Below are 24,616 nucleotides of genomic sequence, written 5' to 3'. Positions count from 1 at the left end.
TCTCTTATCGGTATGGTTGCCAGCGCAGGTCGAGCGTCATGGGAAAACTTGGATTCAAGTCTTCCTTGTAAACCGTGATCGGACCCGGAGTATGCCCATGTTCCCAAAAGCGGGCAAATCGACGTGCTTCGGCGGCGTTGGCATTGACCGGCGAGTTTTCTTCACTGCGGCCGCCCGGATGCGAGACATGATATGTACAGCCGCCAATCGCACGCCCGCTCCAGGTATCCACCAGGTCAAACGTCAGTGGCGCGTGTACCCCGATAGTCGGGTGCATGGCCGACCACGGATTCCATGCCTTGAAGCGGACACCAGCTACATACTCACCTGGTATGCCGGTTGGGTGCAATGGGACAGGGCGGCCGTTGCACGCCACGATGTAGCGACCGTCGGTCATGCCGCGCACGCGCAACTGCATCCGTTCGATGGAAGAATCGACATAGCGTGCGGTGCCCCCGCTGGCAACTTCTTCGCCCAGCACATTCCACGGTTCGATCGCCTGGCGCAACTCCATCTCCACACCTTCGTAGACGACGGTGCCAAAGCGCGGAAAGCGGAATTCAATGAAGGGATCGAACCAGCTTTCTTCAAAGGCATAGCCTGCTGCGCGCAAATCCTTGACGACGTCACGGATATCTTGCGCCACAAAGTGCGGCAACATCCATCGATCATGCAGTGCCACGCCCCATGGAACCAGCTTGCACGGGTACGGCTCGTTCCAGAAACGTGCGACTAACGCGCGAATCAACAGCATTTGCAGCAGGCTCATGCGTTCATGCGGCGGCATTTCAAATCCGCGAAACTCTAGTATGCCAAGTCGGCCGGTCGGCCCCGCCGGCGAGTACAGCTTGTCGATCGAAAATTCCGAGCGATGCGTATTGCCGGTCAGATCGACCAGCAGATTACGCAGCAAGCGGTCGACCAGCCAAGGCCGTTCGCTTTCCTGCATGTTGGGCAACATCTGATCCATCTGCTGGAAGGCAATCGCCAATTCATACAGGTTGTCGTCGCGCGCTTCATCCACGCGCGGCGCCTGGCTGGTGGGGCCGATGAACGTACCCGAGAACAGATACGACAGTGCCGGATGATTTTGCCAGTAGGTGATCAGGCTTTTCAGCACATGCGGGCGGCGCAGCATCGGGCTGTCGGCAGTAGTCGCACCACCTAGCGTGGCGTGATTGCCGCCACCCGTACCGGTATGGCGACCGTCAACCATGAATTTTTCGGTGCCGAGACGCGTCAAGCGCGCTTCTTCATACAGCGTCGTGATGTTGTAGACCAGTTCATTCCAGGTCGCTGCCGGATGGATGTTGACCTCGATCACACCAGGATCGGGCGTAACGCTCAGCATCTTGATGCGTGGATCGCGTGGTGGCGGATAACCTTCCATCCACAGTTTCATGCTCAGCTTGGCTGCCGTATGTTCGATGATGGTTACCAGCGCCAGATAGTCTTCGATGCGCTTGAGCGGCGGCATGAAAATATGCAGGCGGCCTTCGCGTACCTGCACGCAAAGCGCAGTGTGGATGACTTCTCGTGCGTCTGGATCGGCTTCCAGTTTCGCCGCTATCGGTTTGCCAAGGGCGGCGCTGCTGGTTGTTTCGGTTTTAATTGGTGCCAGCGCGCCGCGCTTGGCGTACGGGTCGACATCGAATTCTGGCGGCACGTCTTCCGGTAGTACCCACGGCAAGGCATTGAGCGGCAGACGCAGGCCCATAGGCGAGTCGCCTTCGACTAAATAGAGATGCTCGCGCTTGAGAGGCCACTTGCTGGTACGCCAGGATGTACCTAATGCAATATCCGGATCGACTTCAGCCGGCTTGATCGGCAACACGTAGCCGACTAGTTCGCCGAGTCCCTGTTCCAGCAAACGCGCCAGCCGACGTCGTTCCACCGGTGCGTCCAGATCGGATTTAAGCGGGTCTAGATTGACTGGCAGGCGCTGCTCGATCTGCGACTGGGTTGCTGCATCTTCATACGCGGGCAGCAAGCTGTCAGCGGGCAGCGACAAGGCCTTGACCAGTTCGGTCGCAAAGCGTGTGGCTTCGGCGCTGTCGTAACCATCATCTTTTTCTTCATCGGAAAACAGGGTGGCATCGCGCCACATCGGCTGGCCGTCGATACGCCAGAATATATTCAAGGCCCAGCGCGGCAGCGGCTCGCCCGGATACCATTTCCCCTGGCCGTAATGCACCATGCCGCCAGGCGCAAAGTGATTTTTCAAACGGTGCATCAATTGCCCCGCCAGCTCACGCTTCTTGTCGCCGTGCGCCAGGGTATTCCACTCGGCGCCGTCCATGTCATCGATAGAGACAAAGGTAGGCTCTCCACCTTGGGTCAGGCGTACATCATGTTTTTTCAAGTCGGCATCGACCAGTTGGCCGAGCGCGTCGATGCGGTTCCACTCGGCTTCAGTATACGGTTTGGTAACGCGAGGATCTTCGTGAATGCGCGTGACTTTCATCTCGTGCACGAAGGTGACTTCTGACTTATCGGAGTAGCCAGTGACAGGCGCCGCTGACGATGGCATCGCCGTGCAAGCCAATGGGATATGACCTTCGCTTGCCAGCATGCCGGAAGTCGGATCGAGCCCGATCCAGCCTGCGCCCGGTATATACACCTCGCACCAGGCATGCAGGTCGGTGAAGTCGGCATCAGGACCGTTTGGACCATCCAGCGATTGCTGATCCGATTTGAGCTGAATCAGATAGCCGGAAACGAAGCGCGTCGCCAGCCCCATATTGCGCAGGATTTGCACCAGCAGCCAGCCGGTATCGCGGCAAGAGCCGGTCTTGTTCAGCAGGGTTTCTTCTGGCTTCTGCACCCCGGGCTCCATACGCACCAGATAGCCTATATGTTTCTGCAAGCGCTGATTGATAGCTACCAGAAAATCATTGGTCGGCAGACTCTTTTTCAATAATTCGGCTTTGGTTTCGGCTATCCATTTGGCTTGCAGCGGTCCTGGGGTATCCGCTTTCAAATAGGCGCTCAGTTCGGTAATGAGCTGAGGCGTATAACTGAAAGGAAACTGCTCTGCATATTTTTCAACGAAAAAATCGAAGGGATTGATGACGGTCATGTCTGCCACCAGATCGACGGTAAATTCCAGCACATCGGTCTTTTCCGGGAACACAAAACGCCCGATGTAATTGCCATAAGGGTCTTGCTGCCAGTTGACGAAATGTTGCTCCGGCTCGACAGTCAGTGAGTACGACAGAATCGGTGTGCGAGCATGCGGTGCAGGCCGCAATCGGACCTCGTGCGGTGACAGATTGACCAGCCGGTCGTACTGATATCGGGTTTTATGATGCAGCGCGACGCGAATAGCCATGGATCGAATCTTTCGTTCAACGTTGAAACAGGGTTGGGGGCAAGCATGCGTATTGCTTTTGCAAGTGCATCAGCAGCCCCATTTTTCGATCATTTATGCTTTTCAATAAGCAGAAAGTGTACCCGGGTGTACGCGCGGATAGGCTGAGGAGGAAAAATAAAACGATCTACTTATACGCAAATTTTTCATCTGCGGGCTGGATAACAGCTATAGCTGCTTAAGGTATGTCGCAATGCGCATTATAGCTGTGCAGAGTTCGACATCAGGGCTACACCTCGATAAGAGTACACATATTGAGGTGTATTGAATTTACATAATGGCATTGGAGGAAGGTAAAAAGATTTACTGACCTATGGGTTATCACTGACAGCTATCGGTGCGTGAAGGGTATTTGTCCAGAAAACAAGCTAGAACAATGTTAATTATAAGTAGGTGTTAATAATGCAGCTCTCATCTCTATCTACGCTGATGATTGGCATAAAACATGCTCATCACGACCTATCTCTTTCTTTTGTCGAAGTATTGGGAAACCTGTTGCAGACAATTTCATGCTCGAATTGCGGTTTCAAATTTTGTCGTTAATTAGCTATTTGCTATGGCACAATAGATCGAGCATCTAACCACTTACAGCCATCGGCTATCACTTTTTTCCGTTTATCAGGGACCACAATGACAACAATGATTTTTTACGAACGCGCGATTGCGTTGAATCGTGAACGGCATCAAAAACTGAAAATTCAATTGAAGACGAATCATTTTGCGTTTGCTGCAAAAACCAATTCCGTCCTCATAGCAGGTAGTGAATTGACGGAAGCTTCGCGTGATTACCCTATCGTTTTTATCGGTAAGGAAGGCGGTCCTTTCACGATGGCTGCGCTTGTTGGCTTGGGTGATAAAGACAACTTGCTGGTCAATGACAGTGACAATTGGGAGCCAGGTACTTACATTCCCGCATTCATCCGTCGCTATCCATTTGTGTTGGCCGGTAGCGACGATGCTGAGGCGTTGACTGTTTGCATAGACGAAGCCTACGCAGGTTTGAATAACGAGCGTGGTGAGGCATTGTTCGCTGAAGATGGTACAGAAACGACCTATCTGAAAAACGTGATCGATTTCCTGGTTCTCTTCCACAGTGAAATGAAACGCACGAGTGCCTTCGCGGCCAAGATGTCTGAGCTTGGCTTGCTGACATCCAAAGTAGTGACGATTGAGCGCGAAGGTGTGAAGCAAACGCTGGAAGGCGCCTGGATTGTTGATGAAGTCAAATTAAATGCGTTGGACGATGCCACGACTTTAGACTTGGTGCGTAGCGGTTACATGGGATGGATCTATGCGCATTTGATGTCCTTGAATAATGTGACACGCTTGGCCAAGCGCATGGACGCACGTCGCATCGCTTCAGTTGCACCGACCGCAGAAGAAACTGGCAGTGCAGTAGTTCATTAAACGCTGTGAGCGTCGATGGTTCCTCCGGTCGTAACGCGCGCGTGATAGGTAGTTAAAAACGTGTTGCCGTTGCGATCGGTGCCGCCGGATAAATGACCTGCAAGGTCTTTGCCGGTGCGCGTCAACAATGTGTCAAATTCCTTTTTGCCAATCGCGTAGTGTTCGCACAGCTTGAGCAATAGTGGCTGCAGATCGCTTACGGTTATTCCTGTTTCATACAAATTGATGTCGAAGGACAGGCGAGGGGTATTTTCTTCCTGAACTTCCACAAACAACAATTCAGTTGTCGAAACTTTTCTTGCTGCATGCGTAATGATGGCTTTGGCGATGTTGCACACTGCAGCATTTTTGGGCTCGCTGCCATACATTGCGCTCACTTTTTCCAATAGTTGGGGCAAGCTTAATCTCCGGGGTTGTGTGTAGCTTGAAATCGCCCGTTGCGCTGCATTTTCGGCGTTCCATTTATAGCCAAGATAAAGTGGGTGTGGCGTATTTGCATCAATATTTCCAGGCAGAAACTCTAAATAAAACTTATACGTGTTGATGTTTCCCTGTTCAAAACCGATATGGATGAAGCTTGTATTGGGCAGTTGAATACGTATCTGGGTTTGATAGACGTCGGGCACGTCCATCTTCATCATCAAAAAATCGACATCTTCAACAGCGATTGCATGCACGCTAATCCCTACGAGAAAGCGCTCGCTCCATAGAGTATCTTCCGCCATTTTGAATGAGCGCTCATAGCCGTTAAGCGGCAGATTTTTGATGAGCAGATACAAAGCGTGCGCAAAAGAATTGCTCGTTTTCAAAGCGCTACCGTGCAAACGCGCTTCGGCAATTGCACTGCGTTGGTCGTCATGCTCTGACCAACTGATCCCAAAGCTGGCTTCATGTTGGTGCACGGCATTCATCAATCCAAGAGAAAGATGCTTCGCGGCAACTGGATCTAGGCTAATGGCAGTGCCGATAGAGCCCGCTCCGAAGCGTAAAAGCACGCCGCTTTTTGACCACTGATTACCCCATCGATCAGCCTTCAAAAGTGCACCAAAAAAATCATGATTATCGGGATAAATTTCATTTAGTTTCCATAGGGAAATTGTGACTTTTCGTGACCTAAAATATATTTCTCTAAATGCAAGAATTTGCCTTGTTAATGTTGCTTGCAACCATGATAATTCCGGAAGAAATTTAGTTAGTTTCGTCTGGGGAAAAAGCAATAAATAGACACACGTTGAAAGCGGTTTTTTTCAACGAATTGCTGGAGGCGAAAATAAAAAATAATTGTGTTGGTCAACCGTTTAATTACAAGAACAAAAATGACTCTAATGCACTCACGTTTTATCGTTGTAGCCACGATTGCAGCTAGCTTCGTTGCAAGTTCTGCGTCCGCAGAAACGCTCGCGGAAATTTATGCGCTATCCAAACAAAGTGATCCAAAATATTTGGCCATGCGCACCGAATATGAGGCGACCAGTTTTGCGGTGACCGAGGCACGTGCTGCTTTGCTGCCGCAGGTTTCATACCAAATCGGTCGGACCAATACCACGCAAAATATTTTGAGTAGTCAGAATACGGTATTTGCGACAGGCACCGCAACCTATCCGACGAACGACAGAACGCTGTCTATTTCGCAACCGATTTTCCGTCTGGCTTCATGGCGTAACTGGAAGCAGTCCAAGGCTACCGAGAAGCAGGCGGCGGCAGCCTATGCAGCGGCGGAGCAGGATTTGATTGTGCGCACAGCGACTGCTTACATGGCCGTGCTGGCAGCCGAAGATGCGCTTGCATTCGCCCGCAGCGAAAACGAATCCATCAAGCGTCAGTTATTTCTGGCTGACACCAAGTATAAAAGCGGTCAGGCGATCAAGGTCAATCTTTACGACGCGGAAGCGCGTAATGCCTTGAAGGAGTCCGATGTGATCGCTGCAGAAAATGATCTGGCCGACAAGATTCAGGCATTGCGCGAATTGACGGGCATCGTTGCAACGTCGCTGGTACCGCTGCCAAAAGCAATTCCGTTGCTCACGCCTGATCCGCAGAATGCCGACGAATGGGTTCGCGCATCGCTGGAAAAGAATCTGTTGCTGGAAGCGCGCTTGCAGGCGGTGGATGTAGCCCGTCAAGAAATAGACAAGAAAAAAGCCGGCTATTACCCAACCGCAGATTTGTCTATTTCGCGCAGTCAGCGCGAGACCGGCGGCAGCTTGTTTGGTGGCGGCAGCAACGTCAATCAAAATGATGTGATGTTCCGCATCAACATTCCGATTTACGAAGGCGGTGCAACCAGCGCCCAAACCGGGCAGGCAGGCAAACATTACGAGACAGCCTTGCACGATCTGGAACGTGATCGTCGTCAGGTCGAGCGTCAAGCGCGCGCAGCTTATAAAGGTGTCGTCAGCGGCGCGGCGCGTGTGCGTGCACTTGATAAGTCGGTAGAGGCCCTGGAAGGTGCGCGCGAATTAAAAGAGGAAGGCTACAAGGCAGGGTTGTCAACTCTGCTCGGCGTATTGGATGCCGAACGTGACCTGTATGCAGCTCGTCGTGACTTTGCACAATCACGATATGACTATCAACTCAATACCTTGAAGCTGAAGCAGGCTGCCGGAACCTTGAGTGAAGAAGATCTTTTGACGATCAGCAGAGCGATGCAATAAGTTGTTTCGGACCGTGCGCAGACGATCGGCGTCTGCGTAACTAACGGGCTGCAATGCAGCAAAGAGTACAGAACATACTGGAACTACCATGGCTTCGAAAAAACTGGCTTCACTCGGCGGACGTATCGCGAAATCAATGCGGCGCTCAGGAGCACCAAGACCTAGTGCACGTCGCAAAACGCTGTTCGAAGCACTCGAACAGCGTTTTTTGCTTTCTGCAGAATTGGTTGTGCCACCGCCGCCAGTGCAGCAAGCGGTCCTCGAAGCGCCATTGTTGATCAATGAGCCAGGTCAAATCAAGCTGACTTTGCCGGCCGATGCGCCCCCCGCTGATGCCTCGCTGACCAATCCTGTTCTTGGTAGCGCGACTCCATCTTCGAATCCTGCCGATACCACCGCCGCACTTGCAAATTCCGATGTTGCAAACGCGTTGCCGGGTACGCAAATCGCGTTGTCGGATTTTGCCAAGTACATGGAATCGCGTCCTGCCGCGAGCCAGGTTGTGATTGTCGATTCGGCGATTCCGCACGTGGGCAATTTGCTGGATGGCTTGCTGAACGCAATGCCTGCAGGCGAAAACGACACGACCAATCCGAATGCCGATAGCCAAAATCCGTCTGCAGATTCACCGTCGTTGAGTGCACAACTGCAAGTGATTCATCGCGGCGACACCGATATCATTGTGCTCGACTCACGCTTCAACGGCGTCGATCAAATCAGCTCAATTCTCAATTCGTACAAGGATCTGGACGCGGTCCAAATTCTGTCGCACGGCAGTAGCGGCACGCTGAATCTCGGCAATGCCGAACTCGATAGCAGCAACCTCGATCAATACCAATCCAGAGTCAGCTCGTGGGGCAATGCATTGCGTGCCGGCGGCGATATCGTGTTGTATGGTTGCGATGTTGCGCAAGGAAATTACGGCGTTAATTTTGTACAGAGTCTGGCGCGTTTGACTGGTGCTGATTTGGCTGCGTCGACTAACGCTACAGGCAACACGGAGCTTGGTGGCAATTGGGCGCTCGAGTATGCAACGGGTCACATTGAAGCAACGACTTATACGATAGATGCTTACGCTTACACACTGGATGTGTTGAGTGGTGCCGAGTTGACCGATGACGTCTTGGTCGGTACCTTGAACGATGATTTAATGTCGGGCAAAACGGGTAATGACACTTATCAATTCTCAGACAACTGGGGTCATGACACCGTTGTTGAGGCAGCAGATGCGATCTTCAAAGACACGCTGGATTTTTCGCTTGTCACAAGCGACCTGACATTCCGTATCAATCTCGATGGCAGCGTTGATGTTTGGGGCGCGCTGTTGCCAACGAATACTAGCGCTTCTGCATTCGATGCGTTGCCGACAACGGTGAGTACTTTGCATGCCGAAGGAATTGAAAATATTCTCGGCGGTCTCGGCAAGAACAACTTTATCTTTATCGGGGCATTAACCGGTACCGTAACCGGTACGCTTGATGGTACGACCACGCTCGATTTTTCGCTGGTTCCATTGGACATCAACGTCAACATGCAGACGTTGAAAGTCAACAATCTGATGAGCTTTGCGAGCATCGATAGAATCGTTGGTTCTGCCACCGGCAGCAACACAATGGTTGGCGCGAACAAGGCGAATACTTGGGCAATTACAGGTGTTGCCGCAGGTTCTGTGAATGGCACTGCGTTTGAAAAATTTCAGACTCTGACCGGTGGCACCGCGGCTGACACGATCAATTATTCTGCATACGCTGCTGGCGTAACGGTCAATCTGTCGACAGGCACTGCGACCGGTTTCACTGCAATCAGCAATTTCAATAACATCGTCGGTTCGGCTTATGCAGATACCTTGACCGGCGATACGCTGGACAACTTGCTAACCGGTGGCGCTGGCGCCGACATAATCGTCGGTGGTGGCGGTGTAGATACACTGGTCGAAGCATCCGACGCAAACTTTGTCGTTTCAGCGGCAACTTTGCACACAGGTACATTAGCTACAACTGTTGGCAGTACTGCCACGACTGATACGTTTAGTGGCATCAGCAAGATTTCGATTACTGGCGGCGATAGTGCCAACATTATGGACGCGTCAGCCGTTGCGGCCGCTTCACAAATCACCGTCACGCTGGATGGCGGTTTTGGTAACGACACAATTGCCGGCGGTCAATATGCCAACTTTTTGATTGGTGGTTTCGGTAACGATACGATCACTGGCGGCGTAGGTGACGACACAGTCACCGGTGGTGGTGGCATTGACGTAATCGATGGCGGGGTCGGCGGAATCAATACGCTGGTCGAAGCAGCCGATGTGCGCTTTGTTCTGACCAATACTGCGCTCGACATGAGCCAAGGCTCTTCTTCAGTACAAACAATCACCCGTACCGGTACGATTACTGGTGGCACGTTCACGTTGACCTTCGACGGACAAACAACCAAGAACATCGCGTGGAATGCCACTGCCGAAGAAGTGCGCGGCGCATTGATCAGCCTCGGCAATATAGGGGATAGCGATGTTGAAGTGAGCGCCACGGCAACCGGCTGGACTGTCTCCTTCACCAACAATCTGGCTGGCATGAACGTCGCCGCCTTGCTGGTTTCGCCAGCATTGGTCGGCGGCGGTGCGATCGGCGTCACCCAAACTACGCTCGGTGAAGTCAAGCGTTCGAGCTTGACTAACATCGCGCGCGCCAAACTGTCTGGCGGCATCAGCAACAACTTGATGGATGCGTCCGCGTTCACCGGCGATGTCGAAATGTATGGCGGTTATGGCGACGACGTCTTGATCGGCGGTGCTGGCAATGACACGCTGGATGGCGGCATTGGCGACGATACGCTCACGGGCAATGCGGGTTTGAACCATTTCATCGGTGGCAAAGGCATAGATACCATCGTGGAAATCCGCGATGCCGACATGGCCTTGACGAATACCACACTGACTATCGGTGGCGTTACCAGTACCGTCAATGGCATCGAGCGCGCAACCTTGACAGGCGGCGTCGGCAACAACACCATTACCGCGGCGACCTTCACCGGTATTTCGCTGGATACGCCTTTATCTTTCCTGAATAACGGCAGCGGTGTCAGTGCAGCTGACAATACGCTCGCAGTTACCATTCGCAACCGCGCCGGTGCGTGGGTCGTCGTTGATTTGAAAGCGGCAGAAACAGTGCAGGATCTGTTTGATGCCATCCATGCAGCCGATGCAACACTGACGGCAAGCTTGAACGCGGAAGGCGACAAAATTGTTATCACTTCAAGCGCCACAACTGGTGGCTTGGTGGATGTGAATAATTCTGGCGCATCGAATGCTGCAACTGACCTTGGCTTGCTAGCTGGTACCCAAGCGGGCGCGACGTATACAAGTGCCTTGATTACAGCTGGCTATGTGACTTTGGACGGTGGCGCGGGCAACGACGTTTTGACAGGTAGTTCAGGCAACGATTTCCTGACCGGCGGTGCCGGTGCCGATACGATCAACGGCGGCGGCGGCGTCAATACATTAATCGAAGAGCGTGCTTCTGGTGCGACCGGCAACACGATGACTTTGACGAACAGCTCGTTCAAAGTGGTCGGTGAAGGTGACGATACAATCAGCTTTATCCAGAAAGCCATCCTCAAAGGCGGCACCAAGGTAGATACCCTTAATGCAGCTGGTTTCTCAGGCGGCGTTACGTTCTACAGCAATGGCGGCAAGGATATTCTGACTGGCGGTACTGGCAACGACGTCTTCTATATAGATGTCGCAGGTTTGACCGGTACCGATAAAGTCACGGTAGATACGACAGCTGGTGCGGACAAGGTCTATATCCTCGGTGCTGGCGATATTACAGCTGCTGATTTGAACTGGTTGCAACTGACCGGTGCTAGTACTACGCAGGTTGTCTTCACAGGCGGTGCCGGTAATATTACCGAGAACATTATTTCTGGTGGTGCGAGTCTGTCATTCGAATATGACACTTTCAATTTGAATGGCTGGACGATCAATACCAACAGCTTGACCAACGCCGGAAGTATTTCGATTAATGCCGCGCATATCAATTTGACTGGCACATTGACTGCTGTCAGTACCGGTACCGGAACCAATGGTGCAATCACTATTACGGCCGAAGACACACTAAAAGACTTCTCTGGTCAGGGTTTTGCCAATATTGATTTCAATGAAGCAACGGTCACACTCGTTGGCGCAAATATCACTGGTGGCAATGTCACCATCACAGCCACCGCAGCAGCGCAACGTTACGATATCTCGTACGGTGATTCAGGCATAGGCGGCAAGCTGACGAGTGCAGCGCAAGGCGCATTGGCTGGTATGGAAAGTCTTGCGTTGATCGCCGGCGTTGCTATTTCCACTTCGCGCGCCACGATTAGTATTGATAGTACAAGTGTGATTACGGCTAAAGGTAATTTCGTTGCGCTCGCCACGGCAAAAGCCATTTCCGCACCGAATCCAAAAGGCTTCGGCCTTGGCGTCGCAGTTGGTATCGTCAATACCACTGCCACAGTGACCGTGGACGGTACGATCAATGCCACCGGTTCGATCACATTGCAATCGAATGCCGATAACACAATCAATGTCGTCTCCCGTCCGAGCTCAATCGCAGCCGCCAGTATTGCGATCGCGATCAGTATCGTTAACTCGGAATCGACCGCACACGCAACAAACACTTCCAGCTTGACCAGCGGCGGCAGCATTTATATTAATGCGGAAACGATAGATCGCACGCGTACTCTTGGCGAAGGTAATTCGCCGAAAGACGGCAAGCTCGCGATGGCATTCGTGGTTGGTGTGGAAAACGGAAAAACGCATGCCTATTTGGATGGCAAGGCAGATGCGGGGCTGAACATCACTGTCTCTGCTTCCTCCAAGCAGGCAGACGTATCGCAAGCGCAGCTGTTCAAACAGATTCCGGGTGCGGTAAGTGGCGTCAGGGCGTCTGCCAACGTTGGTATCGATTCCACAGGTAGTTTGCTGGATGACGCTGAGAAATCTTTGTACTCGAAAGCAGGTAGCTTAGGGACCTCAGCGGCTGAGAAGATGGGCCTGCAAAAAGGCGCGCTGGATGCTGCGAAGACTAAAGCCAAAGCCAAGGCAACCGGCATTCCGCTGATCGGTGGATTATTCAAGGAAACACCTTCGACCAATAAGTGGGATGTAGGCGCATCGGTTGCAGTCGCGATTGACACCAATGAAGCGATTGCGCGTATAGGCGACGGCGCCACAGTGAATGCTTCCGATGTTGAAGCAAACGGTGCGATCTCTGTTTTGGCAAAAGTAGAAAGCCGTCCAGACATCACGTCCTCCAGCGCAGTCGAGAATGAAGCGACCAAGGATGAGACCAAAGGCTCCGTTGCTCAAAATGGCGTGGCAATCGCGATTTCAGTCGGTGTCTATAACAACATTGCGCATGCCGACATCAATGGCAATGCAAAAGTAGACGCGATGGGCACGTTGACGGTTGATGCCAAGACACTCAATCAGATCGATCCTGATACAGCTTGGGGGAAAAATCTTGAGCAGCCTTTTGCTACAGGTGCAATGACGCCTGATCATAAAAGTACGGACGGCCCGACCGAAGTCGCTAACGGCGACACAGTTGAAGTCGCAACTGGACATGCTGCTGGTGGTGACGTCGGTAGCTGGTATAAGTATCGCGGTGTGCTAGTTCCTGGCTTGCCTGTCGATTTGAGTGCGACGGATTTTACCGATAACGCGTTATGGGAAGACGTTGGTTCACCAGCCAAATCGGTAGCGACAAACTTCGTTACCAATCTCACCGGTTATCTCAACGACAATCTTGGTTTGGACGACAATTTGGTCGATTCGTGGAGCAACTCCACGGCTACGGGTCAAGTTGCGACTAAAGCCGGTTCGTTTACCGCGATGGTGCTGAACCATGATGCGGCAGCCAGTATCAAGAACGGTGCGCAGATCAATCAGGATGCGAATGGTATTACAAATCTCGATAACTTCCGAGGTGGTTTGCAGGATGTAAAAGTCAATGCGCAAAGCGTTCAACATCTGATCAATCTGGTCGGCAACCTTAAAACGCCAGGCATCAACGGTTCGACTGAAAAAGAATGGTCGCTCAAGAATAGTATCTCGAAGCCGGGTGGCGGCTTGTCGCCAGCGTCCGGCGGTAGCGGTGTGGGTGCAGCATTTGGTGTGTATGTATTCGATAACGCGGTCAAAGCAGTGGTGGAAGACGGAGTGCGTCTGTATGGCGATAGCCTTGCTGTTACTGCGCAAAATGACGTGGTGACAGCAGTACTGGGTGGTTCTGGTTCCAAAGGTGGCGCATCGGGTGCGAACGGCGTTGGTATTGCAAACGCCGTTCTCAACGACACTTTGGCCCAAGTCGGTAACGATGCATTCATCACGCTTGGTAATCACAAGCTCGGCATGGCTGCTTCGCCGGATGCCGTTGCTTACGTTAGCGCACTTGACCGTTCTTATGTATTTGCTGTCGCAGGTGCAGTCGCATCAGGTGAAAGCAGTGGTACTGGAGTCTCGTTTAGCGTCAACGTAGTTCAGCGCAATACCCAGGCTGTCATCGGTAGTTTGCTCGGCGATAACGTCGCGGGCACAGGTTCGTTTGTTGCTAACGGCGATGTCAGCGTCAATGCCAAAAATACCGGCGTGGTCGCCAGTATGGCAATTGCCGGCGCAAAGGCAGCCAGCAATCCAACCAATCCTCCAGCCGCAACACCACCGGCTTCCAATCCAGGCACCGGCGGTACGCAAGGCGCCGACGGTTCTGCACAAAGTCAGGCTGATCTCACCAGCTGGCAAGACAAGATGAAGGCGGTGCTGGCGGAGATGAATAAAGCGCCGGCCGAAGTCAAAGAAGCGACCAAGGAACCCGCTGAATCCAAAGGTAGCTCCGCCGATTCTGGCGCTGTTACTGTCAATATCGTCTACGATAACACGCGTGCTTTTGTGCATCGTCTGGGTATCTTGACGGTTGATGACTTGAAGATTGATTCGCTCGATAATACGATCGTTGCATCGCTGGCCGGCGCAGCGTCGGTGGCCAAGCCTTCGACCCCGGGCAAAGATGCGAAAGCGATGGCTGGCGCGTTTGGCTTCAATTTCTTTGGCGGTTACAACGAGGCGTTCCTTGATTACGTCACGACTCTGACTGCTAATACGGTCAGCATAGAAGCAGCTCGTACCGGTTGGATCGTTGCGTTGGCAGCCGGTGTCGGCGGTGCTTCTGGATCAGGCGGCAAAGCGATTGCCGGTTCGGTTGGCGTCAATGTCACTGATAACAAAACAAATTCCAAGTTTGGTCACGTCGGCGGCTCGGTGCTGGGTCTGACTTCGGTCGATGCACACGACGATAACAACATCATTAGTGTTGCTGGCGCTGCTGCTTTCGGTGGCAAAGGTGGTTATGGCGTAAGTCTGGGCGTGAACGTCTTGACCAACGATATTTCCTCAACGGTTGATAACGCAAATCTGACCAAGTCGGGCGGCTATCGCGTGACAGCAGATTCCGATGCGATGATCGTCAGTGTCTCGGCCTCGCTCGGTATTGCTACTGGCGGTGGCGGTGCGGTTGGTACTGCAGTCGGTGGTACGGTTTCGGTCAATATCGTCGATAACTCTGTCTCTGCAAAAATTCTCAACAGTAGTTCATTGACTGGTTCAACCGGCGAGATCACTGTCAGCGCAGCAGATGCTTCCGCGATCTATGCTTTCTCCGGCGGGTTCGCACTGGGCCGCAGCAAAGCTTTCGGTATTGCTGCTGGCGTCAATATCATCGGTAATGATGTGACTGCGGCGATCGAAGATTCGATCCTGTATGCAACCACAGATGCCAAAGTCACAGCCAGTGAAGAAGCGACCATCATGTCCTTCGCCATCGGTGGTGCCGGCTCAGAAAAATCGTCGGTTGCCGGTTCGATCGGCATCAATACGATCGTTGATAGCATCGATGCACACGTCAAGAATTCGCAAATTTATACAGCAGGCGCAATTGCGGTCACTGCACAAGACAAATCCACACTGGTTTCGCTGGCTGGTGCAGTCGGTATCTCGACCACGGAAAAAGGCGTTGGCGTGGCCATCGGCTGGAATCGCGTCAGTAATGGTATTACTGCTTACATCAACAATTCCACTGCTAACAGTTCAGCTGGCTCAGTCAGCGTTACGGCAAAATCGAATGCGCTGTTGGTAGGTATTGGTGCTGCCGGTGGTGGCGGTCAAGGCACCAGCGGTGCAGGTTCGCTTATGATCAATTCGATCGCGAATCAGATCGATGCACATATTAATAACGGTTCAAAAATTATTGCAAAAGGCGACGTAACAGTGATCGCCAGCGAAGCGGCGGCCTTGTATTCAGCATCTCTCGCAGTCGGTGTTTCGACGAATGGTTCTGCGATCGGTGCCGTGTTGTCGTATAACTTTGTTGGTTCACCGGGCAGCATTGCTGACCCTAATCTGATCTCTATTGCAGATGCACCGGCTGGCAGTGATGCCAACGGTTCAAAATCAGTAACCGTTACTGGCAGCGATACCGCAACGGCTGCAGGTGTCACTGCGTTCATTGATGGTTCTGCTGTGGCAGCTGATGGTTCTGTCTCGATACTTGCAGGTTTCGATGATCCAAACAAAACGCTGGAATCCAGCCCACTGTTGGGTGGCATCAAATCCATCAATCCATCTACAGTCGTCACCACGACAGATGGCACGATCACCTTTACAGCACCGCACGGTTATCAAACCGGCGACGCTGTTATTTATAGTCATGGCACGGGCACCGATGTTACGGGCCTGGTAGGCGGGACTAAGTATTACGTGATCGTGGTTGATGCGAACACCGTCAAGCTGGCAAGTTCACAAGACAATGCGCTGAATAATAAAGCGATCGCGTTGAACGGCACGGGCACAGGCAGCAGCCATAGCATTATCAAATTCGTTGCTACTGCAGCCGCACCTATTGTCCAAACCATCAATCCAACATCCGCTGTCGATACTGCTACCGACAAGATCACTTCGACTGCGCATGGTTTCACCACGGGCGATGCAGTCCAATATAGCCACGGCACGGGCACCGATATCGCTGGTTTGGTTGCGGGCAGCAATTCTTATTATGTGATCGTCGTCGATGCCGACACGATCAAATTAGCTACCACCAAAGCAAACGCTACTGCAGGTGTCGCGGTTGATCTGACTGGCAAAGGCACGGGTGCAGCACACGTTTTGACGCAGGTTCTGGCAACGGTGACAGCACCGGTGGCGACAGTGTTCACGTCGTCGGCAGTGAGAGTTTCCACAAACTTTGGCGATACGGTTTCCTTCGCTGCAGCGCATGGCTTGAATACCGGCGACGCATTTGTTTATCGCAAAGGTGTTACTGCGAACAATGCTATCGGTGGTCTCATCGATGGTGAAACCTATTACATCATCAAGGTCGATGCGACGCACGTGCGTTTGGCTACAAGCTATGCCGATGCAACCGCCAACGATGCCAAAGCGATCACGCTGACCTCAAAAGGTAGCGGTACCGATCACAGCTTTGTGGTCAAGAAAAGCCAAGTCAATGCAGCCGGTGCGGCGATCGCATTGCCATCGACCATGGGCGCACAACTTACCAGTGTCACGGTTGCCGGTGCAGGCGGCCAAAACACTGCTGGAGCAGGTGCAGTATCGCTCAACTTTGTGCGCATGAATGTGTCCGCATATATATCAAATACCGGCAGCATTGCAGGTGTCGCACGTGAAGTGAAAGCAGGTAGCGGCGACATCACGGTGATGGCACGTGATATTTCGCAAGTTAACACTGGCACTGGTTCACTCGGCATCGCGCTTGGCAAGAGCAGCGCAGTGAATGCATCGGTTGGTGTCAATGACATCAAGAATCAGGTAACTGCGCAAATCGCAGGCGCCAAAGTAACGGCGATCGCAGGCGACATCGTTGTTAGCGCCGAAGAATCTGCACGCATCATCAACGTCGTGATCGGCGGTGCTGCGGCGACTGGCGGCGGCAATGCAATTGGTGGCTCGTTCGCGATCAACTTTATCAAGAACACAGTCGGTGCAAGTATTCAAGGTGGCACTGCTGGCGTAGCATCGGATGTGTACGCATCGAACGATATTTCTGTCACCGCGAAAGACACCGCGTCGATTGCCACATTGGCAGGCAATATTTCCGCAGCAATCGGCGGCAAGTTCGGTGTCGGTTTTGCATTCGCAGTCAACAGCATTCAAGACAGCGTCACTGCGTTGATCGACAACGCATCGGTTGAAGCACACACCGGCAATATTCTGGTAGACGCCACGTTTGCCAAACCAAGTTCGTTGCCGATCGGCCTCGACGTACAAATCGCCGCCATGGCTGTTAGCGGTGGCGGTTCAGACACAATTGCCGGTGCAGGTTCGGTTGCATTGAACTGGGTACGCAATAGTGTCATCGCAAAAATTTCCAACATCGGCGCTACTCAAACGATCAAGGCTGGCAGCAAATTGAGCGTGCTGGCATCCGACAATTCGACCATCAGTTCACTGGCTGGCGCGATTGCTATTTCCGGCATCGGTGCGTCCGGTGCATCGGGTGCGATAGGTGCATCGGTTGCTTACAACTATCTGGGTGGAGATCCAAATCACCCAGCCACGACAAATAACAATGTAGTGCGCGCATCGATTGAAAACGTCATCGGCAGCATCACTGCAGGCACGCTGGAAATCGGCTCAAGCTACAACGGTGTCATCAATAACATCACCGTAGCTGGTGCGGCAGCTGGCACGTTTGCGTTGGGCGGCGCAATTTCGATCAACCGTATTCGCAATACCAGCGAAGCGTTTGTTTATAACGTTGCAGCAATCACGACTACCGGCACGCTGGCAGACAGTGTTGCGATCCACGCTAAAGATACGTCCGAAATCCGTGTGCTGGCTGGCGGCATCGGCATTGCTATTGCAAAAGAAGGCGGCGCAGGCATCGCGGCTGGTGTTTCAGTCGCGTCCAACGTGATTGAAAACACGGTGCGTGGCTATGTAGAAAACGGCAAGATCACATCCGGTGGCGGCATCGCACTGAGTGCAAAAGAACAAGCAACGATTGAAGCATTGACTATAGGCGTAGCAGTTGCGGCTAGTACCGGCGGCGGTGGTTTTGCTGGCTCTGGTGCTGGTGCTGGTGCAGGAAATAAAGTCAAAAACACGATTTCCAGTTTCATCAAAAACAGCCTGACCGCAAATGGAAAAGGCATCACGGCTGCAGGTCCGCTGACAATTACAGCAACAGATGAAGCGAACATCAAGGCTGGAGCTGGTGCACTCGCGTTCTCTGGTTCTTTCGGTGGTGGCGGTGTTGGCGGTTCGGTCGGTATCTCGATGGCGACCAACGATATTAACGACACGACAGAAGCGTATATCCACAGTGCAGATGTTTCCGTTACGGGTAATGACATCGTCCTGACTGCAACTGAAAATGCAACGATCCAGGCGTTGACGGTTGGCGGCGCGGTCGGTGTTTCCGGTGGCGGTGGCGGTGGAGCGGGTGTCGGTTTGGCTGGTGCGGGTTCCGGTAACAAAATCAAGAGCAGTGCCTTGGCGTCTATCACTAACGGCAGCACAGTGACGACAAGTACCAGCGGCGCAATCAAATTACTTGCAACTGATACCTCGCACATTACGGCTAATGCCGGTGGTTTGGGCATCGGTATTTCTGCTGGTGGCGGTGGCGGTGCAGGCGTCTCGCTCGGTGTTGCTGCTGCGGACAACAATATTGAAAATAACGTCAAAGCGTATTTCGATAACTCGCTGGTGAACGCTGAGGGTGCAGTCTTGTTATCAGCCAGCCAAACTTCGGTCATTGAATCGCTGAGTATCGGCGGTGCAGTTGCAGTATCTGCCGGCGGTGGCGGTGGTGCTGCAGTCGCAGCGGCTGGCGCAGGTTCCAACAATACAATCAAAAATACAGTCGCTGCCTATGTCAGCAACAGCATTACGACGACGGGTAACAACGGTGTCGAAAAAGGTGTACGTGCAACAGGCGGTATTACGCTGACTGCAAGCGATGATTCATCAATCACGGCTGATGCTGGCGGTGTCGGCGTCGCGATCCAGGGCGGCGGTGGCGGCGGTGCCGGCGTCGCAATCGGTATTTCAGCAGCAACCAACAACATCACCAATACAGTTGATGCATACATCGACGGTTCGACAGTTACCGCAACGTCTAGCGACATTTCGCTGACTGCAACTGAAACAGCTTCGATTGCAGCCCTGACTATCGGTGGCGCGATCGCCGGTTCCGGCGGTGGCGGCGGTGGCGTGGGTGTGGGACTGGCCGGTGCGGGTTCCGGCAATACGGTGACCAACAAGGCGCGTGCACGAATTCAAAACAGCAGCGATGTGAATACTGTGACCAGCGGCGCAATTGCGCTGACTGCCAGCGATGAGTCCGACATTACTGCGAATGCTGGTGGTGTCGGTATCGCTATCGCCGGCGGTGGCGGTGGCGGTGTAGGTGTGTCGATGGGTGTGGCTGCAGCGACTAATAAAATTGGCAATGAAATTGCCGCGTTGATCGACAATTCGACCGTGACATCGGCCGGCGCATTGTCCTTGTCCGCTTCCTCTACCTCGACGATCAAGGCATTGTCGATCGGCGGTGCAGTTGCTGCGGGCGGTGGCGGTGGCGGCGGTGTCGGTGTAGCTGGCGCGGGCGCGGGTTCGGACAACGATATCGACAATACGATTTCGGCAACCATCTCTGCCAGCAACGATACCAAGTCTGTCACTTCACAAGGTGCGATGAGCCTGACTGCAAGCGATACATCGCACATCGTTGCTAATGGTGGCGGCGTCGCGATTGCGTTGACGGGTGGCGGTGGCGCTGGAGTTGGTGTCGCCGTTGGTGTATCTGCAGCGAAGAATGCAATCAACAATACAGTTCAATCGTATATCGATAATTCTGTCGTCAAGGTGACGACAGATGATTTGAAACTGAGCGCTACATCCAGCGCAACGATAGAAGCATTGTCTATAGGCGGCGCCCTTGGCGTTGGCGGCGGTGGCGGTGCGGGTGTGGGCGCGAGCGCTGCAGGTGCTGGTTCAGGTAATACGATCGGTAATACCGTGCTCGCGACAATCCGCAATAGCGCAGCGGTGTCGACCGTTACCAGCGGAAAAATTACTTTAAGTGCAAAAGATGAGTCCATCATCACTGCGAATGCTGGTGGACTTGGTATTGCGGTTGGCGGCGGCGGCGGCGCTGGTGTCGGTGTGTCGCTCGGCGTAGCCGTTGCCAATAACAAAATCGGCAACACGATTACAGCAGCAATCGACAACGCAAAAGTGACCTCAGCAGGTGCTCTGGAACTGACAGCGCTTTCCAACGCAACCATCAATGCAATCTCGATCGGCGGTTCTGTTGCAGTCGGAGCGGGCGGTGGCGCCGGTGTAGGTGTCGCAGCAGCGGGTGCAGGTTCCAATAACGATATCGACAACACGATTTCGGCATATATCAAAGACAGTAACGAGAGTGATACCGACATCAACAAGAAGAAGACGGTATCGGCACGCGGTGCGATGACTTTGAGCGCAACAGATACGTCGAAGGTCACTGCGAATGGCGGTGGTATCGGTATCGCAGTTGGTGCTGGCGGTGGAGCCGGTGTCGGTGTGGCAGTTGGTATTTCGGCTGCAACCAATGAAATCAATAACACTGTTCAAGTTTATATCGACAATTCCGTCGTCAATGTCACCGGTAACGATCTGAAATTGACTGCGCTTTCCAATTCGACGATCAAGGCGATGTCGATAGGTGGCGCAACCGCAGTGGGCGGCGGTGGTGGCGCAGGTGTTGGTGTCGGCGCTGCGGGTGCTGGTTCGGGCAACAAGATTGGCAATACAGTAAAAGCATCTATCCAAAATAGCGCTGCAGTTACGACGACGGCTGGCGCCGGCGCTCTTGGTGCCGTTAGCCTGGAAGCAAGTGATACATCGAGCATTACGGCCGATGCAGGCGGCTTGAGTCTCGCAGTTGGCGGCGGCACAGTGGGTGTCGGCGCAGCCCTCGGTGTGGCGTTCTCGGAAAATAAAATTACCAATACGGTCAAGGCTTACATCGATTCAGCCAAGGTCACATCGGCTCGTGCGCTCAGTCTTACTGCGAATGAAAGTGCGACGATCAAATCGTATGCAGTCGGTGGTGCTGTTGCTGTTGGCGGTGGCGCGGTCGGTGTCGGCGTCGCAGGTGCTGGTGCAGATTCCAGCAACACAATTACGAATACCGTTCAGGCATATATCAACGATACGACCACGGATGCCAGCAAAGGCGTCACTGCTGGCGGCAACATCAGCTTGACGGTAACTGACGTTGCGTCTGTCATTGCAAATGCTGGTGGTATGGCAGGCGCAGTTGGTGGTGGCGCAGTCGGTGCTGCTGGTGCAGTCGGTGCAGCTACAGCTAAAAACACGATCAAGAATACTGTTCAGGCCTACATCAAGTCGTCGACTGTCAAGGCAGCCAGCGGCAATATCGTGTTGAGCGCAAGTGAAAGCTCGATCATTGATGCAACTTCGCTAGGCGGTGCGGTTGCCTTGTCTGGTGGTGTCGCAGCGGCATCTGCTGCAGGTGCTGGTGGTAGCTCGATCAGCACGATTACCAATACCGTCGAATCTTATTTTGAAACAGCCAATGTCACCACTGAAACCAGCGGCAACATTTCGCTGAGTGCAGTCGACACCGCAAACATTACTGCGGATACCATCGCAGCGTCAGTTGCTATTGCAGGCGGTGTCGGTGCTGGTACAGTTGCTGTCGGTACAGCATTGGCAAAAAATACGGTTACCAACACAGTTCGTGCTTACAGCAAAGAAACCACAGTGACGTCCGCTGGGACGTTGGCGCTGACAGCCAGCTCGACTCCAACGATCAGCGCCAAATCGATCGCTGCCTCGGTTGGCGTGAGTGCGGCACCAATCGGTTGGGCCTTCTCAGGTGCCGGTGCCGATTCGCAAAATACGATCAACAACACAGTTTCGGCATTCATTACCGGTACCAGCGCGGAACTGAAGAGCACCACGAAGGCCGAGAATGGCATCACGCTGAGTGCATCTGAAACCGCGCGCCTGACGGCCCATGTCGGTTCAGCAAGTGTAGCCGCAGGTTTGGTTGGTGGCTCGGTCGGTACTTCCTTGTCCAGCAATACGGTGACCAGCGGTATTAGCGCTTTCATCGACAATGCAAGTGTCACGTCGAACAAGGACAGCATCAGCATTACTACGAATTCGGACGATTCGATCTCGACGCTGGCCTACGCCACTGCTGTCGCTGGCGCTATCGGCGGTGCAGGCGCAGGTGCAAGTGCGACGTCTGTTGTGAATCCGAATCTGTCTTCCTACGCTGGCAGTGGCGCGACACTCAGTGCCAAAGCAAAGATCGATGTCACTGCAACATCGCTTAACTCTTCCAACACTAAAACCATAGGTGCTGCGGGTGGCATGTCGGCGATTGGCACCAGCCTGGCAAGTGCTACAGCGAATGGCTCTGTTCGTGCCTATGTCAATGGTAATGTGACGACGGCAAAGGAACTGAATATCAAAGCCTATGCGACTGATTCCGCGAAGGCCGAAAGTTACGCCGTCGCGGGCGGCATCCTGGCTGGCAGCGGTACGGTAGCCGCCGCGTTGGTGTCACCGATTGTAGAAGCATATATCGGTGCATCTAGTACTACCGAGATTACAACGACTCAGTTAATTAGTGTTTCTGCCACCGTTAAACCGCGTGCTGAAGCCTATGCATTTGGTGTCGCTGCGGGTGGTTTTGCGGTTGGTGTGTCGCAAGCAACTGCGACCACTACGCCAACTGTGAATGCGTATGTGGGTGGAAAACTTACGACGGGCTCATTGAAAATCAGTGCCGAGCAGGTATTGCCATCACTAGGTGATTCTGCCTTGGCGAAAGCAACTGGTTCTGCCGGTGCATTGATCGGCGTGGCATCGACTTCGGCAACCGCAATCAACGGTAAAACGGGTAGTTTGTCTGCAGTCACTGCGTACGTAGCAGACAATGCAACACTTGTCATTCGTGGAGCAACCACCATAGTCGCCAACGCGAAATCGCAACAGACCGCTGATGCCAGCAGTTATGCCGTCGGTCTGGTTTCGGCCGGTGTTGCGCAATCGAACGCAAAATCAAACACACTGACGTCGGCTTATCTCGGCACAGGCGTCAAGCTTGACGGTGCGAGCCTGGCGATTACTGCAGTCGGTTATGACAACAACGTTGCATTGACGATCGCCGGTAGCGGTGGCGTGTTGGCAGGTGCCGGTGCGACTGCGGACACCAGCAACATCAGCAATACGAGTGCACTCATTAACGACGGTGTTGCAACGCGCAACATCACGTTGGGTGCGGACAATGTCTTGCCTATCTTGTTGATTTCATCGACACCTAATTACAGCACCGATAACGGCGTACGCACTGTGAGCAATGGTCAGACGGTCGATGTCGCTACCGCACATATTGGCAATGGTGATGTCGGTACACGCTATCAATACCTCGGCTCCACTGCAAGCATCGATCTGGCAACTGCCAATTTCGCCGATGCGACGAAATGGAAAGCCATCGGCATCATGGATGGCACAGGCAAGTTGTCAATGTCGGCTGAACATACCGCGGCTTTCAACAGCACAACGACCACGGTTGCTGGTGGTGCACTGGCTGGTAGCGGTGCAACATCCCAGCACACTGTCGATGCCAAAGTCACCTCCGGCCTCAATAATGATGTGAAAGTATATGCAAAAGACGTCAGCATTCTTGCGACCAGCCATGTGCTGAAAGCAGAACAGTCCGGCGCGAATATCGCCGGTGTGACTGGCGGTATCGCGTCTGCAGCAGGCGCAACCAGCGAAACAGTCATCAAGCTGGATACAACCGTCAAGGTTGGTGATCGGTCATTGCTGCAGGTACGCGGTTATGGAATCACAGCGGGCGACATGCGCCTGGCTGCCTTGAATGACATTGTCGCGTTTGATAAAGTCACATTGAAAACCGGTGGTGCGATTTCTGGAGCAGGTGCTTACTCGACCATCCGTACCGATGGCGTGTTCTCACGTGTGCTGATTGGTAATGCTGCGACTGTCAAAACCGTCGGCGCAATTGATATTACTGCACGTGGTCAAGGCACGATCTCGGCTATCGTCGATGCAGAGACTTACGGTGCTGCCACAGTG

The 24,616-nt window shown here is 53.2% G+C and carries 5 protein-coding genes (1 of these 5 running past the window's edge); 3 read left to right on the top strand and 2 right to left on the bottom strand.

All coding sequences use genetic code 11. The features are described from left to right. Nucleotides 1–4: 4 nt before the first annotated feature. Nucleotides 5–3,331: a transglutaminase family protein gene (locus ACFQO0_RS01685; protein WP_382232318.1), complete on the bottom strand. Its 3,327-nt coding sequence runs from the start codon at nt 3,329–3,331 to the stop codon at nt 5–7. A gap of 669 nt (nt 3,332–4,000) precedes the next feature. On the opposite strand from ACFQO0_RS01685, the gene ACFQO0_RS01680 reads away from it, so the two are divergent. Next, entirely contained in the window at nt 4,001–4,777 is a 777-nt protein-coding gene (locus tag ACFQO0_RS01680) for a SapC family protein (RefSeq protein ID WP_382232317.1), read from the top strand. On the opposite strand, the gene ACFQO0_RS01675 is transcribed toward ACFQO0_RS01680, so the two are convergent. Next, a complete protein-coding gene (locus ACFQO0_RS01675) occupies nt 4,774–5,943 on the bottom strand; it encodes a hypothetical protein (RefSeq protein ID WP_382232316.1) in 1,170 nt (389 codons plus the stop codon). The genes ACFQO0_RS01680 and ACFQO0_RS01675 overlap by 4 nt on opposite strands. Before the next feature lie 150 nt (nt 5,944–6,093). Here ACFQO0_RS01675 and ACFQO0_RS01670 point away from each other — a divergent pair, with 150 nt between their 5' ends. Together ACFQO0_RS01670 and ACFQO0_RS01665 are read left to right on the top strand one after the other, a co-directional pair. Beyond that, a complete protein-coding gene (locus ACFQO0_RS01670; protein WP_382232315.1) occupies nt 6,094–7,431 on the top strand; it encodes a TolC family outer membrane protein in 1,338 nt (445 codons plus the stop codon). Nucleotides 7,432–7,519: 88 nt separating this feature from the next. Then, nucleotides 7,520–24,616, top strand: partial view of a DUF4347 domain-containing protein gene (locus ACFQO0_RS01665; RefSeq protein WP_382232313.1) — the 5' portion only. The gene runs 14,424 nt beyond the window's last position; 17,097 of the gene's 31,521 nt are visible here — the first part of the coding sequence; it begins with the start codon at nt 7,520–7,522; its stop codon lies off the right edge, out of view.

It is taken from the genome of Herminiimonas aquatilis (genome assembly GCF_042665175.1).
GTDB classification, from domain to species: Bacteria; Pseudomonadota; Gammaproteobacteria; order Burkholderiales; family Burkholderiaceae_D; genus Oxalicibacterium; species Oxalicibacterium aquatilis.
This window is presented reverse-complemented; position numbering and strand designations above follow the sequence as displayed.

Excerpts from the sequence above, each read along its gene's own strand:
- ACFQO0_RS01680 (WP_382232317.1), top strand. The coding sequence starts at position 4,001 with ATGACAACAATGATTTTTTACGAACGCGCGATTGCGTTGAATCGTGAA.
- ACFQO0_RS01685 (WP_382232318.1), bottom strand. The coding sequence starts at position 3,331 with ATGGCTATTCGCGTCGCGCTGCATCATAAAACCCGATATCAGTACGAC.
- ACFQO0_RS01670 (WP_382232315.1), top strand. The coding sequence starts at position 6,094 with ATGACTCTAATGCACTCACGTTTTATCGTTGTAGCCACGATTGCAGCT.